14 protein-coding genes are annotated in these 15273 nt (G+C 70.1%); 5 read left to right on the plus strand and 9 right to left on the minus strand.

Translation table 11 applies throughout. The features are described 5' to 3' along the window. Positions 1 to 23: 23 nt before the first annotated feature. On the plus strand, positions 24 to 659 hold the full coding sequence (locus tag ACFQZY_RS00275; protein WP_377411263.1) for a GntR family transcriptional regulator: 636 nt from the start codon (positions 24 to 26) through the stop codon (positions 657 to 659). 66 nt (positions 660 to 725) lie between these two features. On the opposite strand, the gene ACFQZY_RS00280 is transcribed toward ACFQZY_RS00275, so the two are convergent. The 3 genes from ACFQZY_RS00280 to dusA all read right to left on the minus strand — a co-directional run bounded on the left by ACFQZY_RS00280 (position 726) and on the right by dusA (position 7053). Next, positions 726 to 1673, minus strand: coding sequence for a diguanylate cyclase (locus ACFQZY_RS00280; protein ID WP_377411266.1), 948 nt, complete (start codon positions 1671 to 1673; stop codon positions 726 to 728). Continuing rightward, the gene (locus ACFQZY_RS00285; protein ID WP_377411269.1) at positions 1670 to 5845 is read right to left on the minus strand and encodes a response regulator; all 4176 of its coding nucleotides are present in this window, start codon (positions 5843 to 5845) and stop codon (positions 1670 to 1672) included. The genes ACFQZY_RS00280 and ACFQZY_RS00285 overlap by 4 nt, the downstream gene beginning before the upstream one ends. Before the next feature lie 212 nt (positions 5846 to 6057). Further along, positions 6058 to 7053, minus strand: coding sequence for a tRNA dihydrouridine(20/20a) synthase DusA (dusA, locus tag ACFQZY_RS00290; RefSeq protein ID WP_377411273.1), 996 nt, complete (start codon positions 7051 to 7053; stop codon positions 6058 to 6060). 135 nt (positions 7054 to 7188) lie between these two features. On the opposite strand from dusA, the gene ACFQZY_RS00295 reads away from it, so the two are divergent. Beyond that, complete coding sequence (locus ACFQZY_RS00295) at positions 7189 to 7596, plus strand: hypothetical protein (RefSeq protein WP_377411276.1); 408 nt, start codon at positions 7189 to 7191, stop codon at positions 7594 to 7596. 25 nt (positions 7597 to 7621) lie between these two features. Here the strand turns inward: ACFQZY_RS00295 and phbB are convergent, their stop codons facing one another. The 3 genes from phbB to phaC all read right to left on the minus strand — a co-directional run bounded on the left by phbB (position 7622) and on the right by phaC (position 11374). Beyond that, positions 7622 to 8359 carry an acetoacetyl-CoA reductase gene (gene phbB, locus ACFQZY_RS00300; protein WP_377411279.1) on the minus strand — a complete coding sequence of 246 codons (738 nt, stop codon included), beginning with the start codon at positions 8357 to 8359 and terminating at the stop codon, positions 7622 to 7624. Between the two features lie 86 nt (positions 8360 to 8445). Further along, positions 8446 to 9627, minus strand: a complete 1182-nt coding sequence (locus ACFQZY_RS00305; RefSeq protein WP_377411282.1) for an acetyl-CoA C-acetyltransferase — start codon at positions 9625 to 9627, stop codon at positions 8446 to 8448. Between the two features lie 49 nt (positions 9628 to 9676). Beyond that, positions 9677 to 11374 (minus strand): class I poly(R)-hydroxyalkanoic acid synthase, encoded by a 1698-nt coding sequence (gene phaC, locus ACFQZY_RS00310; RefSeq protein ID WP_377411285.1) that lies wholly within the window; start codon positions 11372 to 11374, stop codon positions 9677 to 9679. 87 nt (positions 11375 to 11461) lie between these two features. Here phaC and ACFQZY_RS00315 point away from each other — a divergent pair, with 87 nt between their 5' ends. Further along, positions 11462 to 11758, plus strand: a complete 297-nt coding sequence (locus ACFQZY_RS00315) for a hypothetical protein (RefSeq protein WP_377411288.1) — start codon at positions 11462 to 11464, stop codon at positions 11756 to 11758. Here the strand turns inward: ACFQZY_RS00315 and pgeF are convergent. From pgeF to ACFQZY_RS00330, 3 genes are read right to left on the minus strand one after another with little or no spacing between them, the layout of a single operon-like run. Beyond that, positions 11690 to 12439 carry a peptidoglycan editing factor PgeF gene (pgeF, locus tag ACFQZY_RS00320; protein ID WP_377411290.1) on the minus strand — a complete coding sequence of 250 codons (750 nt, stop codon included), beginning with the start codon at positions 12437 to 12439 and terminating at the stop codon, positions 11690 to 11692. The two genes, ACFQZY_RS00315 and pgeF, sit on opposite strands and share 69 nt — an antisense overlap. Then, the gene (gene maiA, locus ACFQZY_RS00325) at positions 12436 to 13077 is read right to left on the minus strand and encodes a maleylacetoacetate isomerase (protein ID WP_377411293.1); all 642 of its coding nucleotides are present in this window, start codon (positions 13075 to 13077) and stop codon (positions 12436 to 12438) included. Before maiA ends, pgeF begins: the two co-directional genes overlap by 4 nt. A gap of 30 nt (positions 13078 to 13107) precedes the next feature. Beyond that, positions 13108 to 13782 carry an OmpA family protein gene (locus ACFQZY_RS00330; protein ID WP_377411297.1) on the minus strand — a complete coding sequence of 225 codons (675 nt, stop codon included), beginning with the start codon at positions 13780 to 13782 and terminating at the stop codon, positions 13108 to 13110. A 171-nt stretch (positions 13783 to 13953) separates the two neighbouring features. Between ACFQZY_RS00330 and ACFQZY_RS00335 the strand changes: the two genes are divergently transcribed. Together ACFQZY_RS00335 and ACFQZY_RS00340 are read left to right on the plus strand one after the other, a co-directional pair. Next, on the plus strand, positions 13954 to 14655 hold the full coding sequence (locus tag ACFQZY_RS00335) for a fumarylacetoacetate hydrolase family protein (protein ID WP_377411300.1): 702 nt from the start codon (positions 13954 to 13956) through the stop codon (positions 14653 to 14655). Between the two features lie 59 nt (positions 14656 to 14714). Further along, the gene (locus ACFQZY_RS00340; RefSeq protein WP_377411303.1) at positions 14715 to 15260 is read left to right on the plus strand and encodes an NUDIX hydrolase; all 546 of its coding nucleotides are present in this window, start codon (positions 14715 to 14717) and stop codon (positions 15258 to 15260) included. The last annotated feature ends 13 nt before the right edge of the window (positions 15261 to 15273 follow it).

Below are 15273 nucleotides of genomic sequence, written 5' to 3' on the forward strand. Positions count from 1 at the left end.
AGAATTTCAACTAGAATCGCCGCATGTCTGCACTCTCGCTCGCCCCCCGCGCCCTCTACGAAGAGGTGGCGGAACTGCTGCGCCAGCGGATCTTCCGCCGCGAGCTCGAGCCCGGCGCCTGGATCGACGAGGTGAAGATCGCCGAGGAGTTCGGCATCAGCCGCACGCCCCTGCGCGAGGCGCTGAAGGTGCTGGCCGCCGAGGGCCTGGTGACGATGAAGGTGCGCCGCGGCGCCTACGTGACCGAGGTCTCCGAGCAGGACCTGCGTGAGGTCTACCACCTGCTGTCCCTGCTGGAAAGCGATGCCGCCGGCGTGGTGGCGACGCGGGCCACCGACGCCCAGCTCGCCGAGCTGCAGGCGCTGCACGTGCAGCTGGAGAAGGCGGCCCGGGACCGCGAGCAGTTCTTCGCGGTGAACGAGCGTTTCCACATGCGGCTGCTGGAGATCGCCGGCAACCGCTGGCGCAACCAGGTGGTGGCCGACCTGCGCAAGGTGATGAAGCTCAATCGCCATGCCTCGCTGTTCAAGTCCGGCCGGGTGCAGGAGTCGCTGGCCGAGCACCGCGCGGTGGTCGACGCCCTCACCCGTCGCGACGCCTCCGCGGCCACGCAGTGCATGCAGGCCCACTTCGCCAACGGCCTCGAGGCGGCGGGCTGAGCGCCGGCCCGGGGCGGCGTCCCGGACAGGCAAACGCCCTGGCAGCCTCCCGGCGGTCGCGCCGCGTCAGGCCGCAGCGCCCTCGGCCGCCGCCGCGCAGACCCGCCCCCGCCCTGCCCGCTTGGCTTCATACAGCGCCTCGTCGGCACGCCGCAGCAGGCGCGCCGGGTCCGGCGGATCGCCCGGCTCCCAGCCGGCGACGCCGATGCTCACGGTCACGCAGCCGGCCACTACCGAGCCGGCATTCGGGATGGCGAGCGCGCGCACCCGCTGCTCCTGTTCCCGCAGCAGCGCCAGCCCCGGGTCGAAGGGCGTCTCGGGCAGCACGCAGACGAACTCCTCGCCGCCATAGCGGGCGAACAGGTCGGCCGGCCGGCGGAAGCCGGCCTTGAGGCACTGGCTCACCGCACGCAGGCAGTCGTCGCCGGCCTGGTGGCCATAGCGGTCGTTGAAGGGCTTGAAGTGGTCGATGTCGACCATCGCCAGCAGCAGGGGCTGGCGAGAGCGCTGGGCCCGCGCCAGTTCGATCGGCAGCTGCTGGTCGAACTGGCGGCGGTTGCACACGCCGGTCAGCCCGTCGAGGAAGGCGAGCTGGCGGATGCTGTCGGTCTGGCGCTTCAGCGTGAGCTGGGTGCGCACGCGTGCGCGCACCACCGCGGGGTTGATCGGCTTGCTGATGAAGTCCACCGCGCCGAGCTCCAGGCCCAGCGTTTCCTCGTCCGGGTTGCTCGAGGCGGTCAGGAAGATGACCGGCACGTCCCAGGTGACCGGGTTGGCCTTGAGCCGGCGGCAGACTTCGAAGCCGTCCAGCCCCGGCATGACCACGTCGAGCAGCACCAGGTCGGGCGGGTCCTCCTGGCAGATCTCCAGCGCCCGCGCGCCCGAGGTCGCGACGAAGACGCGGCATTCGTGCGCGAACAGCTGGTGCAGCACCTGGATGTGGATCGCCTGGTCGTCCACCACGAGCAGGCGCGGCAGGGGGGAGGCCACGGTCGCGACGGGCAGCGTCGTCATGCGCGCCCCCGGTCGGACAGCAGGCCGGCGAGGATCTCGCACTGCGCGCGGGCCTCCACGAAATCGAAGCCGGCCACCGCACGCTCCAGCTCCCTGGCGGCCGTGCCGGCCTGGCCGCCGAGGCCCGCCAGGCGCTGCTGCAGGCGCGAGTGGAGGTCGACGGCGCGCATGTCGCCGCGCCCGAACAGGTCGCGCAGTTCGGCCAGGCCGGCCCGCACCTCGGGGTCCGCGTCCACCTCCTCGGCGACGACGGCGACCGGCTCCGCGCCGGCTGCGCGCGCGGCCGCGGCAGCCCCGGGCGCGGGCGCCAGGCGTTGCGCGGTCTGGCGCACCGGGCCGCTCACCGCGTCGATCGCCTCGCGCAGCGCCACGGCCGCGGCGACGCCGGCCTCGACACCGGCGCTGGCGTCCTTCAGGCGCTGCTCCCACTGGCAGGCGACATCGGCCAGGTGCACGGCGCCCACCGTGCCGGCCAGGCCCTTGAGCGTGTGCAGGGCCTGGACCGCGGGCAGGCGGTCCGCCTGCGCGAGCGCGGCGTCGAGCTGGGCGGGGAACCGCCCCAGTTCGTCCAGGAAGGTATGCAGCACCCGCCCGTACAGGTCCGCCCGGCCGTCCATGCGTTGCAGCGCGCCCTCCGCGTCGAGCGCGCCCGCAGGCACGACCGGCGCCACGGCGACCGCGGCCCGCCCCGCCTCGCCGGCCTCGCCGTCGCGGCCGGTATGCCGCAGCAGCACCCGCACCAGGTCGGCCAGGTCGAAGGGCTTGCCCACGTGGTCGTTCATGCCGGCGGCCAGGCACTTCTCGCGGTCGGAGGCCATGGCGTTGGCCGTCATCGCCACCACCGGGATGGCCGCCAGCGCCGGCGTCTCGCGGATCAGGCGCGTCGCGGCCAGGCCGTCCATCTCGGGCATCTGCAGGTCCATGAGCACCACGTCGAACGGCACCTTCGCGGCGAGCAGGGCATCGACGCCGAGCCGCCCGTTGCCGGCCACCTCCACCTGCGCGCCCTGCGAGGCGAGCAGCTCCTGCGCCACCTGCTGGTTGATCGGGTTGTCCTCGACGAGGAGGATGCGCAGGCCGTCCAGCGCCTGGCTGCCGGTGGCGGCCTGGCGCGTCGCGTGCGCGTTGCCGCGCGTGGCCTTGGCCTCCATCACCGCGTCGTACAGCATCGAGGCGGTGAGCGGCTTGACCAGGTAGCCGTCGAGGCGGGCCTGGGCATGGGCCTGCTGGCGGCGCAGCATGTCCTTGTCGTGCGCGGTGACCATGATGGACAGCGGCGCGGCATCGGCCGGGTACAGCGCCTGCAGCGCCTCCAGCGTGGCCCACCCGTCCATCTGCGGCATGTACCAGTCCACCAGCAGCACCTGGTAGGGCGCCAGCCCGCGCTGCGCGCGCGCCGTGACCCGCGCGATCGCCTCGGTGCCACTGGAGGCGGTCTCCACCGCCCAGCCCCAGGAGGAGACGATGCCGGTGAGGATGTCGCGCGCCAGCGCGTTGTCGTCCACCACCAGCACCGACATCGGCGCCACCGCCGCGGCCGCCAGCGCCGCCAGCTCCTCGAGCGGCGGCTCGGCGTTGGCCAGGGTGACGGTGAAGCCGAAGGTGCTGCCCTGGCCCTGCACGCTGTCGACGGCGAGCGTGCCGCCCATGAGCTTGACCAGCTGCCGGCTGATGCTCAGGCCCAGGCCGGTGCCGCCGAAACGCCGCGTGGTCGACGACTCGGCCTGCGAGAAGCCCTCGAAGATGCGTTCGAGCTGCCCGGGCGCGATGCCGATGCCGGTGTCGATCACCGCGAAGCGCAGCGTGGTCTCCTGCGCGGTGCGCGCCACCACCCGGATCTGGAGGACCACGGTGCCGGCCAGGGTGAACTTGATGGCGTTGCCGCCCAGGTTGATCAGGACCTGCTTGAGGCGCATCAGGTCGCCGACCAGGGCCTTGGGCGTGTGCGGCTCGATGTCGAACAGCACCTCCACCGGCTTGTCGTTGACGCCGGTGGACAGGATGGCCGACAGGTCCCGTAGCAGCGTGTCCAGGCGGAACGGCTGCAGGTCCAGCGACATCTTGTCGGCGTCGAGCTTGGACAGGTCGAGGATGTCGTTGATCAGCCCCAGCAGCGAGCGCGCCGCGCCCTCGGTCTTGGCGGCGTAATCGAGCTGGCGGGCAGTGAGCGGGGTGGTCTGGAGCAGCTGCAGCAGGCCCAGGATGGCGTTCATGGGCGTGCGGATCTCGTGGCTCATGTTCGACAGGAACCGGCTCTTGGCCTCGGTGGCCGCCTCCGCCTGCTGCTTGGCCTCGATCAGGGACTGCTCGTAGCGTTTCTCCTGGCTGATGTCGTAGCCCACGCCGAGGTAGCCCACCTGCTGGCCACCGGCCTCGACCAGGCGCGTGATCCACAGGGCCGCCTGCAGCCGGCTGCCATCCTTGCGCACCAGGGTCCATTCGGTCTTGCGGTCCAGGATCTCCTGCGGAAGTCCGCCGGCCAGACCCTGGGTGCCCAGGCGCCGTGCGGTCTCCTGCGGGTCCAGGAAAAGGCGCGGCTGTTCAAGGCCCACCACCTCCTGCGCGCTGTACCCCAGGAGGTTCTCGGCGCCCTTGTTGAACACGGTGATGCGGCGGTCGGCGCCGATCGCGATGATGGCCACGCCGGAGGCCGAGTCGAGCACCGCAGCCAGCATGGCGGAGGTGCGGGCGACCGCCTCCTCGGCCTGCTTGGCGCGGTTCACGTCGATGTTGAGGCCGGACAGGCGCAGGGGACGTCCGTCGGGCCCTCGGTGCGTCACGCTGGCGCGGGTCTGTACCCAGACCCAGTGCCCGTCGCGGTGCCGCATGCGGGTGGTGGCCTCGAACGCATCCCCCTCCCCGCCCAGGTAGCGGGCCAGGGCCGCCGCGGCCGCGGCGTGGTCGTCGGGGTGGCAGTTGGCGGCCCAGGTGGCCTCGGTCACCGGGCGCAGTTCGTCCGCGGTGTAGCCCAGCATCCCGGCCCAGCGCTCGTTGATCTCGGCCTCGCCGGTGTCCAGGTCCAGCACCCAGGTGCCGGCGCCGGTGCCGCTGATGATGTTGCCCAGTTTCTCGCGCTCCTCGGCGAGACTGAGCTTCTGCCGCTGGACCACCTCGAGCAGGCCGTTGAAGCCGCGGATCAGGCCGCCGACCTCGTCGTTGCGCGCCACCGGCAGCGGCTCGAGCTGGCCGCCCTGCGAGGTCATCTCCTCCAGCGAGCGCAGCGCGCCCGACAGGGGCTGGAACTGGCGGCGCAGCCACCACCAGGTCAGGCCGCCGGCCAGCACGCTCAGGGCCAGCGCCAGCAGCTGCATGTGCCGCTCCATCTGGCGGATCGGCTCAAACCCCTCGGCCGTCGGCATCGAGCCGACCACCTGCCACTTCAGCGAGGGGATGTTCTTGGCGGCGGCGATGCGCTCCACCCCCAGCGGGTTGAGGCCGACCCCGTAGCCTTCGATGCCGTCGCGGAACCGCTGCATCAGCCTGTCGCCCGCCACCTTCGGCAGCTCGGTCATGACCCGACTCTTGTCGGTGGCGGTGATCACCAGGTAGTCCGCGGGACTCGTGAGCAGGAAGCCGCCGGTCTTGCCATAGGGCGTGTTGGTGAGCACGTCGAGGAAGTTGGGCTGGCTCAGGTTGGTGATGCCGGCCACCACGCCGATCACGTCGCCCTTCGCGTCGCGCACCGGCGCGGCGATGCCGATGATCGCGCCGCGCTGCAGGCGGCCCGCGACGGGCTTGCCGACCATGACCTTGCCCTCGCGCAGCGCGGCCGCGATGAAGTCGCGGTCCATGAAGTTCTGGCCGACGCGGCCGACGCCGGCGGGCAGCGAGGCGATCGCCACGCCTGTGGCATCCGTCACGAAGATGCCGGAGTTGAACAGCCGCATGTAGATCGGCCGGTCCTCGAGGTAGCGGGTCAGCGCCTCGGGCTTGGACATCAGCGCCGGCGGCAGCCGCGCCCCGGTGTTGCTGACCACCTGGATCCGAGTCGACACTTCGCCCTCGATGAATCCGGCCAGGATGCTCACCACCGAAAACTGCTCCCGCCCGAGCACCTCGCTCATGTCCTCGCGCAGGATGCGGCTGACGAGGAAGGTGAGCGACCAGATGCCCACCAGGAACACCAGCAAGGTGAAGAGCGTGAGGCGCGTCTTGAGCGAAGTATTGTTCAAGCTGACCAACTATGGGGGAAAGTTTGATTTTGCAGCGAGATTAGGAATCACCTTATCCACCATTAGGCATAGAAAAAACACAATTTGAGACAGCTTCCTTGCAGAAACTTTCAAAGTAGTAATGGCAATGGTTATCAAATTGGTCCGCTAATGAAAAAGGCCCGCTTGCGCGGGCCTTGGGCGGAGGTGCTCCGGGCGGCAGCACCGGTCGTTCAGGCCGGCGCCGCCTCGCGGCGGCGGGCCAGCGCCATGACCTCGCGCGCCGGCAGCGACTTCAGGCGGTGGTCGCTCCACACCTGCCGCCAGCGCCGCGCGCCCGGCAGGCCGTTGTACAGGCCCAGCATGTGGCGGGCGATGGCATACCAGGGCGTGCCGCGCGCCGCGGCCTCGCGCTCCATGTAGGCCACCATCGCCTCCTCCACCCCCTCGCGGGTCAGCCCGCGATCGGGCGCGCCGAAGAAGTCGCCGTCCCACGAGGCCAGGAACCAGGGGTTGTGGTACGCCTCGCGGCCCACCATCACGCCATCGAGCAGGCGCAGGTGCTGGTGGACCTGGGACGCCTCGCGGATGCCGCCATTGACGGCGATCACCAGGTTCGGGAAATCATGCTTGAGGCGGTGCACCACGTCGTAGCGCAGCGGCGGCACTTCCCGGTTCTCCTTGGGGCTCAGCCCCTGCAGCCAGGCGTTGCGCGCATGCACGATGAAGACGCTGCAGCCGGCCTCGGCCACCGTGCCGACGAAATCGCGCACGAACTGGTAGTTCTCGGTGCGGTCGATGCCGATGCGGTGCTTGACGGTGACCGGGAGGGACACGGCGTCCCGCATGGCCTTGACGCCATCGGCCACGGTGCGCGGCTCGGCCATCAGGCAGGCGCCGAAGGCGCCGCGCTGCACCCGCTCGCTGGGGCAGCCGCAGTTCAGGTTGATCTCGTCGTAGCCCCAGCGCTCGCCCAGGCGGGCCGCGACGGCCAGGTCGGCGGGCTCGCTGCCGCCCAGTTGCAGGGCGACGGGGTGTTCCTCGGGGTTGAAGTCCAGGTGGCGGTGCTGGTCGCCGTGGACCAGGGCCCCGGTGGTCACCATTTCGGAGTACAACAGCGCATGCCGGGTCAGCAGGCGGTGGAAATAGCGGCAATGCCGGTCGGTCCAGTCCAGCATGGGCGCGACGCTCAGTCGCCAGCGGTTCGGGGTCTCAGGGAGTGAATGCACGGACCGAACTTTACGCGGTCCGCGTCCTACAGGGGCCGGGCGGGGTGGCCGACGAACCCGCCCCGGGCCCGCGGCATCAATGCCCTGGGGCCGGTTGTCCGGTCATCACCGGGGCCCCGTCGACCAGGAGCGCCCATGAAACCCTTCCACCTCGACGCCCACATGCTCACGATGCGCGGCGTGTTCTACCCCACCGGCCATGTGGTCCTGATGCTGCCGGGCCAGGATGAGGCCCGCCAGGCCGCCACGGCCATCACCCATGCCGGCATCCCGGGCGACGAGATCTCGTTGCTGGGGCCGGACACCATCCTCGGCCCGATCGCGCAGACCATCGGCTCGGCCGACATCCCGTTTCCCTCGCCGGGCAGCGAGGCCGGCGTGGTGCGCCAGCTGGCGCAGCATGCCGCGAAGGGCGAATGGGGGTTGCTGGTCCACGCGCCGAAGACGCAGCAGTGCGAGTGCGTGCTGCAGGCGGTGAAGGGGATGCCGGTGACCTTCGCGGAAAGGTACCGGCACCTGGTGATCGAGGACCTGGAGACCTGAGCGGCCTCCGGTCCCCGACCGGGGATCAGCCCATGTGCAGGCCGCCGTTGACGGAGAAGTCCGCGCCGGTGGAGTAGCCGCCGTCCTCGGACGCGATCCAGGCGATGATGGAGGCGATCTCCTCCGGCTGGCCCAGGCGCTTGACGGGGATGGTGCCGACGATCTTGTCCAGGACGTCCTGGCGGATGGCCTTGACCATGTCGGTGCCGATGTAGCCGGGGCTGACGGTATTGACCGTCACGCCCTTGCTGGCCAGCTCCTGCGCCAGGGCCATGGTGAAACCGTGCATGCCGGCCTTGGCGGCGGAGTAGTTGGTCTGGCCGGCCTGGCCCTTCTCGCCGTTGACCGAGGAGATGTTGACGATGCGGCCCCAGCCCCGGTCGACCATGTCGCCCACGACCTGCTTGGTCACATTGAACATGGAGTTCAGGTTGGTGTCGATCACCGCGTCCCAGTCCTCGCGGGTCATCTTGACGAACATGCGGTCGCGGGTGATGCCGGCGTTGTTGACGAGCACGTCGATCGGGCCGTGTTCGGCCTTGGCCTTGGCAAAGGCCTCGGTGGTGGAGTTCCAGTCGCTCACGTTGCCCACGGAGGCATGGAACGTGTAGCCCTTCTCCTTCTGTTCGGCGAGCCACTTGGCGTGATCGCGGGTCGGGCCGCAGCCGGCGATGACCTTGAAGCCTTCACGGTGCAGGCGCTGGCAGATCGCGGTACCGATGCCACCCATGCCCCCGGTGACGTATGCAACTTTCTGGCTCACTTGTGTTCTCCTGGCGATGTCGCCTCGTTGATCTGGTTTCGTGTCCCGCGCAATCACGTGCGGGACACCTGGTTCTTGTACGCGGTTCAGGCTCGTTCGACAGCGAGGGAAACCCCCATGCCGCCGCCGATGCACAGCGCGGCGAGGCCCTTCTTCGCTTCGCGGCGCTGCATCTCGTGCAGCAGCGTGACCAGGATGCGGCAGCCGGAGGCGCCGATCGGGTGGCCGATGGCGATGGCGCCGCCGTTGACGTTGACCTTGGCGGGGTCGATGCCCAGCTCCTTGTTCACCGCGCAGGCCTGGGCCGCGAAAGCTTCGTTCAGCTCGAACAGGTCGACGTCCTGCACGTTCCAGCCGGCGCGCTGCAGCGCCTTGCGGGAGGCCGGCACCGGGCCCATGCCCATGGTGGCCGGGTCCAGGCCCGAGGTGCCGAAGGCGGCGATGCGCGCCAGCGGCTTGAGGCCCAGGGCGGCGGCCTTCTTCGCGCTCATGACCACCACCGCGGCGGCGCCGTCGTTGATGCCCGAGGCGTTGCCCGCGGTCACCGAGCCGGCCTTGTCGAAGGCCGGTCGCAGGCCCGCCAGGGCCTCGGCATTGGTCTTGGTGTTGATGAACTCGTCGGAGGCGAACACCAGCGGGTCGCCCTTGCGCTGGGGAATGCTGATGCCGACGATCTCGTCGGCGAACTTGCCCGCGGCCTGCGCGGCGGCGGCCTTCTGCTGGCTGGCCAGCGCCAGGGCGTCCTGCATCTCGCGGGTGATGCCGTGGGCCTTGGCCACGTTCTCGGCGGTGATGCCCATGTGGTACTGGTTGTAGACGTCCCACAGGCCGTCGACGATCATCGTGTCGACCATCTTCCAGTCGCCCATGCGCTGGCCGTCACGCGAGCCGAGCAGCACATGCGGCGAGGCGCTCATGTTCTCCTGGCCGCCGGCGACGACGATCTCCGAGTCGCCGTAGGCGATGGCCTGGGCCGCCAGCATCACGGACTTCAGGCCCGAGCCGCACACGGCGTTGATGGTCAGCGCCGGGATCTCCTTGGGCAGGCCGGCCTTCATCAGGGCCTGGCGCGCCGGGTTCTGGCCGACGCCGGCGGCGAGCACCTGGCCCATGATGACCTCGCCCACCTGGGCGGGATCGACCTTGGCGCGGGCCAGCGCCTCGCGGATCACGGCAGCGCCGAGGTCGGTCGCGGCGACCTTGGCGAGCGAGCCGCCGAACTTGCCCACGGCGGTGCGGGCCGCCGAGACGATGACGATGTCTTCCATTGGAGAGTCTCCAGTCTTTGGGGTGCGGGTAGGGAAATCGGGAAGGGCCTCAGGCCCGGGCCTTCACGTAGCGGCCGGGGGCCGGCTCGATGGCCTTGTACGGGCCGCGGCCATAGGCCTTGGGCGCCGGGACCTGCTTGCCCGCCAGCGGCTTGAGCCAGGCGTACCAGTCGGTCCACCAGCTGCCGGGGTGCTCCTTGGCGGCGGCGAGCCAGTCCTCGTAGCCCTTGGGCAGCTTGTCGTTCGTCCAGTAGGAGCGCTTCTTCTTGGCGGGCGGGTTGATCACGCCGGCGATGTGGCCCGAGGCGCCCATGACGAAGCGCAGCTTGCCTCCGAGCTGGTTCACGCTCGCATAAGCGCCCTCGATGGGAACGATATGGTCCTCGCGCGAGCCGTAGATGTAGGCCGGGATGTCGACCTTGCGAAGGTCGACCTTCTGGCCGCACACCACCGCCTTGCCCGGCTTGGCCAGGTTGTTCTCGAAGTAGGTGTTGCGCAGGTACCAGGCGTACATCGGGCCCGGCAGGTTGGTGGAGTCGCTGTTCCAGTAGAGGAGGTCGAAGGGCGGCGGGGTCTCGCCCTTGAGGTAGTTGCCCACGACGTAGTTCCAGACCAGGTCGTTGGGACGCAGGAAGCTGAAGGTCGAGGCCAGTTCCTGGCCCTTGAGGAGGCCGCCCTTCCCCATCTGCATCTCGCGGTACTTCACGAAGTGCTCGTCGATGAACAGGTCGAGGATGCCGGTGTTGCTGAAGTCCAGCAGCGTGGTCAGCAGGGTGACCGAGTGGACCGGCTTCTCGCCGCGCGCGGCCAGCACCGACAGCGCGGTGCCCAGGATGGTGCCGCCCACGCAGAAGCCCAGGGCGTTGATGTCCTTGGCGCCGGCGATCTCGCGCACGGTCTCGATGGCGCGGATCGCGCCCTCGGCGATGTAGTCGTCCCAGGTGGTGTTCTTCAGGGACTCGTCGGGGTTGCGCCAGCTCACCACGAAGGTGCGGTGGCCCTCGGCCACGAGGTGGCGCACGAAGGAGTTCTCCGGCTGCAGGTCCAGGATATAGAACTTGTTGATGCACGGCGGCACCACGAGGAAGGGTCGCTCGTAGACCTTGGCGGTAAGCGGCTTGTATTCGATCAGCTGGAACAGCGCGTTCTCGTAGACCACCGCCCCCTCCGTGGTGGCGACGTTCACGCCCACCTCGAAGTGGCTTTCGTCGGTCATCGAAAGGTGGCCCTGCTGGATGTCCTTCCACAGGTTCTGGACGCCGCGGGCGATCGACTCGCCCTGGGTCTCGATGGCCTTCTTCTGGGCTTCCGCGTTCAGGGCCATGAAATTGCTCGGCGCGGAGGCCGCAAGCCACTGCTCGATGGCGAAGCGCAACCGCGCCTTGGTCTTTTCGTCGGCCTGCGCCGCCTCGACCAGACCCAGCAGGGTGCGGGCATTGAGCAGGTAGACGGCGGCGGAGAAGGCGGAGACCGGGTTCTGCGCCCAGGCCTCGCCGGAGAAGCGGCGGTCGGCCGCACCGGGGTGGACCTGCATGCCCTGGTTCCACAGCTCGCTGGCCTCGCGCAGGTAGGCCTTCTGCAGCTCCATCAGCTTGTCGGGGGCAAAGTGCAGGGCCGGCAGGGCCTGGCCGGCCGGCACCGCGCCGCCGCCCATGGCCTGGAAGGACTCCAGGGCCTTCTTCCAGCCCTCGCCGAGGTTTTGCTGGAACTGGCTGGCCGCCTGGGCCCAGTCTGCATGAAAATTCATCGCGTCAGTCTCCTTGTTCGTTCCTCGAGCGGGTCACGGCAGTATCCGCCAGTTCCTTACACCAACCAAACTCAGCCCGGCCCGCGCATGTACCTCGTCGCCATCGGCTGGCTCTACGTGGCCCTGATGATGTCGGTTGCGGAAGCAACCGCCGCCAACGGATCACTGCTCGGAGCCATTGTGACCTTCGTTCTTTACGGTCTCGTGCCAACGGGCCTGCTCGTGTACCTGCTCGGGACGCCGGCCCGCAAGCGCAAGCTCAAGGAGAAGGAAGCGGCCGAGCTGGCCGCCTGGAGGGCCTCACAGGCCGCGGCCTCAGGCCAGCCAGACACTGGCGGCCAGGCGCCCGCTGACGCGGTCACGCCGGTGCGAAAAGAACCGTGATGCCGCGGTGACGGTGCACCAGCCGTCGCTGCCGTCGTTGCCGTGGATGCGGGTGATGCCCAGGGCCGCGAGGCGGCGGCGCGCCAGGCCCGGGAGGTCTGCCAGCCATTTGCCATGGCCCTGACACGCAAACAGCGTGCCCGCTGCGGCGTCGACGGACTCGAACGCCGCCTTCACCTCAGGCCCCACCTCGAAGGCGCGCGGGCCGATGCACGGACCCAGCCAGGCCAGCGTGTGCGCCGGGTCGAAGGCCGCGGCCAGAGACTCGATCACTCCGGTGCCGCCCTGCCCCGCCAGACCGCGCCAGCCGGCATGGGCGGCGCCCACCCGGGTCCCGCGCGTGTCGCACAGGAGCACGGGCAGGCAGTCGGCCACCATGATGGTGCAGGCCACGCCGGGGGTGTCGGCCACGCAGGCGTCGGCCACGGTGCCGTCCGCGGTGGCGGCGTCCAGGCGCACCGTGTGGGTGCCATGGACCTGGTTCAGGAAGACGGGCCGCGCGCCCAGGTGGCGCGCCCACGCCGCGCGGTTGGCGGCGACCGCGGCGGGGTCGTCGCCCACGTGGTCACCGAGGTTGAAGCTGTCCCAGGGCGGCCGCGAGACCCCGCCCAGGCGGGTGCTGCACAGGGCCCGCACCCCCGCGGGGGCGGGCCAGTCGGGGAGCAGCAGGGGCGAGGTCACGCCTCGTTGTCGGGACAGGCCGAGGGCTGCGACTTCTGGAACGCCTCCAGCTTCATGCAGGCTTCGAAGGCCGCCATGGTGCGGGGCAGGCCGTCGAAGTTCACGTCGAAGCGCATGCCGTTGAAGATCTGCGGAACCAGTACGCAGTCGGCCAGGGTGGGCGTATCGCCATAGCAGTAGGTGCCGGCCGGCAGCTGCGCCAGCTCCCGCTCGAAGGCCTCGAGACCCACGCGCACCCAGTGGCGGTACCAGGTGTTCTTGTCGTCGTCGCTGACCTTGAGGTCCTTGACCAGGTACTTGAGCACGCGCAGGTTGTTCAGCGGGTGGATCTCGCAGGCGATCAGCTGTGCCAGCGCGCGGACCCGGGCGCGGCCCAGCGCGTCGGCGGGCAGCAGCGGCGGGTTCGGGTGGGTCTCGTCCAGGTACTCCATGATGGCCATGGACTGGCCCAGCACCTGGCCGTCGTCGGTGACCAGGGAAGGCACCAGGCCGGTCGGCGAGACGGACTGGTACTCGGGCAGCTTGTGGTCGCCGCGCGCCAGGTGCACCGGCAGGTAGTCGTACGACAGGCCCTTGAGCGCCAGCGCGATGCGGACGCGGAAGGAGGCGGAGGAACGGTAGTAGTTGTACAGCTTCATGCCGCGAGCATAAACCGCCAGCCGCCCCGGTCAGCGCGCCGCGGTGCTGGCGCGCTCGCCCAGGAAAATCTCGACCCGCCGGTTGCGCGCGCGACCGGCCTCGGTGCCGTTGTCCGCGACCGGCTCGCGTTCGCCGCGCCCGGCCACCTGGACCTGCCGCGGGTTGACGCCGCGCGCCACCAGGTAGTCCCGCGCGGCCTCGGCCCGCTGCACCGACAGGCGCTCGTTGAAGGCGTCGCCGCCGGTGCTGTCGGTGTGGCCGATGATGCGCACCTCGGTGTTGGCCTGGCCCTGCAGGCCGCGGGCGAACTCGTCGAGGATGGGGCGCAGGTTGGCCTTGATGTCGGAGCGGCCGGTGTCGAAGGAGATGTCGCTGGGGATGTTCAGCTTCAGCTGGTTGTCCGGAGTCTGGGCGACCGAGACGCCGCTGCCCATAGTGGCACGCTCCATGGCCTGGCGGCGCTGCTCCATGTGCTGCGACCAGACATAGCCGCCGAGGGCGCCCACGCCGGCGCCGATCACGGCGCCGCGGGTGTTGCCGCCGATGGCCGCGCCCGCCACTGCGCCCACGCCGGCGCCGATGGCGGTGTTGCGCTGCGCCGGCGACATGGCCCCGGGATCCATGCCGGCGCATCCGGCCAGGACGAGCGCGGCGCACAGGGCCGAAGGCAAGGCGGCGCGGGACGGGAAGGAGAGTCGGTTCATGGCGGTCCTTTCAGGCAGGTGCATGACCGGATTCAACCCGGCCGGCAGGCGGGCCGGGTGTAGGACAACGGCCAGTCCGCCGGGTGACTCGGGGCGGCCCCCGTTTAGGGTCCAATACGGCCTGCGCTATTTCCACTTTTCCAACCTTCGAGATCCGCGAGAAAGGCCTCCATGAGCTTTGTGTTTCCGCCTCCCGCCGTCGTGTCGGTGCCCGTCGTGGGCCGCAGCGAACGGTTCCCCGTGGCCCGCGTGTACTGCGTCGGCCGCAACTACGAGGAACACGCCAAGGAGATGGGCTTCACCGGCCGCGAGCCGCCCTTCTTCTTCATGAAGCCCGCCGACGCGGTGGTGGTGGTCGACGCCGGACAGACCGGCGCCATCCCCTACCCCCGCCTCACCGCCAACTTCCACCACGAGATCGAGCTGGTCGCGGCCATCGGCAAGGGCGGCCGCAACATCAAGGCCGCCGACGCCCTCTCGCACATCTACGGCTACGCCGTGGGCCTGGACATGACTCGCCGCGACATCCAGAACGAGATGAAGAAGCAGGGCCGCCCCTGGGAGATCGGCAAGGCCTTCGACCACTCCAGCCCGATCGGCCCCATCACCCCGGTGGCCGAGGCCGGTGACATCCACAACGCCGCGATCTGGCTCAAGGTCAACGGCCAGGTGCGCCAGACCAGCCACGTGTCCAAGCTGATCTGGAACATCGCCGAGACCCTCGAGCACCTGTCCGCCGGCTGGGACCTGCAACCCGGCGACCTGATCTACACCGGCACGCCCGAGGGCGTGGCCGCGGTGGTCGCGGGCGACACCATGGAAGGCCATGTCGACGGCCTGGTGCCGCTGAAGGTCGAGGTCCGCGCGGCCTGATCCCATCCGGTGCGGGCCGGCCCCTGCGAGGGGCTTGCCCGCGCCCCTACACTTCACGCATGCGCAGCCCGATCAAGCATTGCCGCAACTGCGGCACCCCGGTCGTCTACCGCCTGCCGGACGACGGCGACACGCGCGAGCGCGCGGTCTGCCCGGCCTGCACCACCATCCACTACGAGAACCCGCTGAACGTCGTGGGCACCCTGCCCTACTTCGGCGAGCGCATCCTGCTTTGCCGCCGGAACATCGAGCCGCGCTGGGGCAAGTGGACCCTGCCGGCCGGCTTCATGGAGCTGGGCGAGACCGCGGCCCAGGGCGCGGCCCGCGAGACCGACGAAGAGGCCGGTGCACAGTTCGAGATGGAGGACCTGCTCTCGGTGGTGAGCATCCCGCACGTGGGCCAGGTGCACCTGTTCTTCCGCGCGCGGCTCCTGAGCGACCGGTTCGAGCCGGGCCCCGAGACCCTCGAGGCCCGCCTGTTCACCGAGGACGAGATCCCCTGGCCCGAGCTGGCTTTCCGCACGGTGCGCGAGACGCTGGTGCGCTACTTCGACGACCGCCGCCGCGGCGTGCACGCGGTGCACACCGTCGACATCATCGACTGAGCGCGGGCGCGCC

The organism is Ramlibacter sp. GCM10027632 (assembly GCF_042675325.1).
Taxonomy (GTDB): Bacteria; Pseudomonadota; Gammaproteobacteria; order Burkholderiales; family Burkholderiaceae_C; genus Ramlibacter.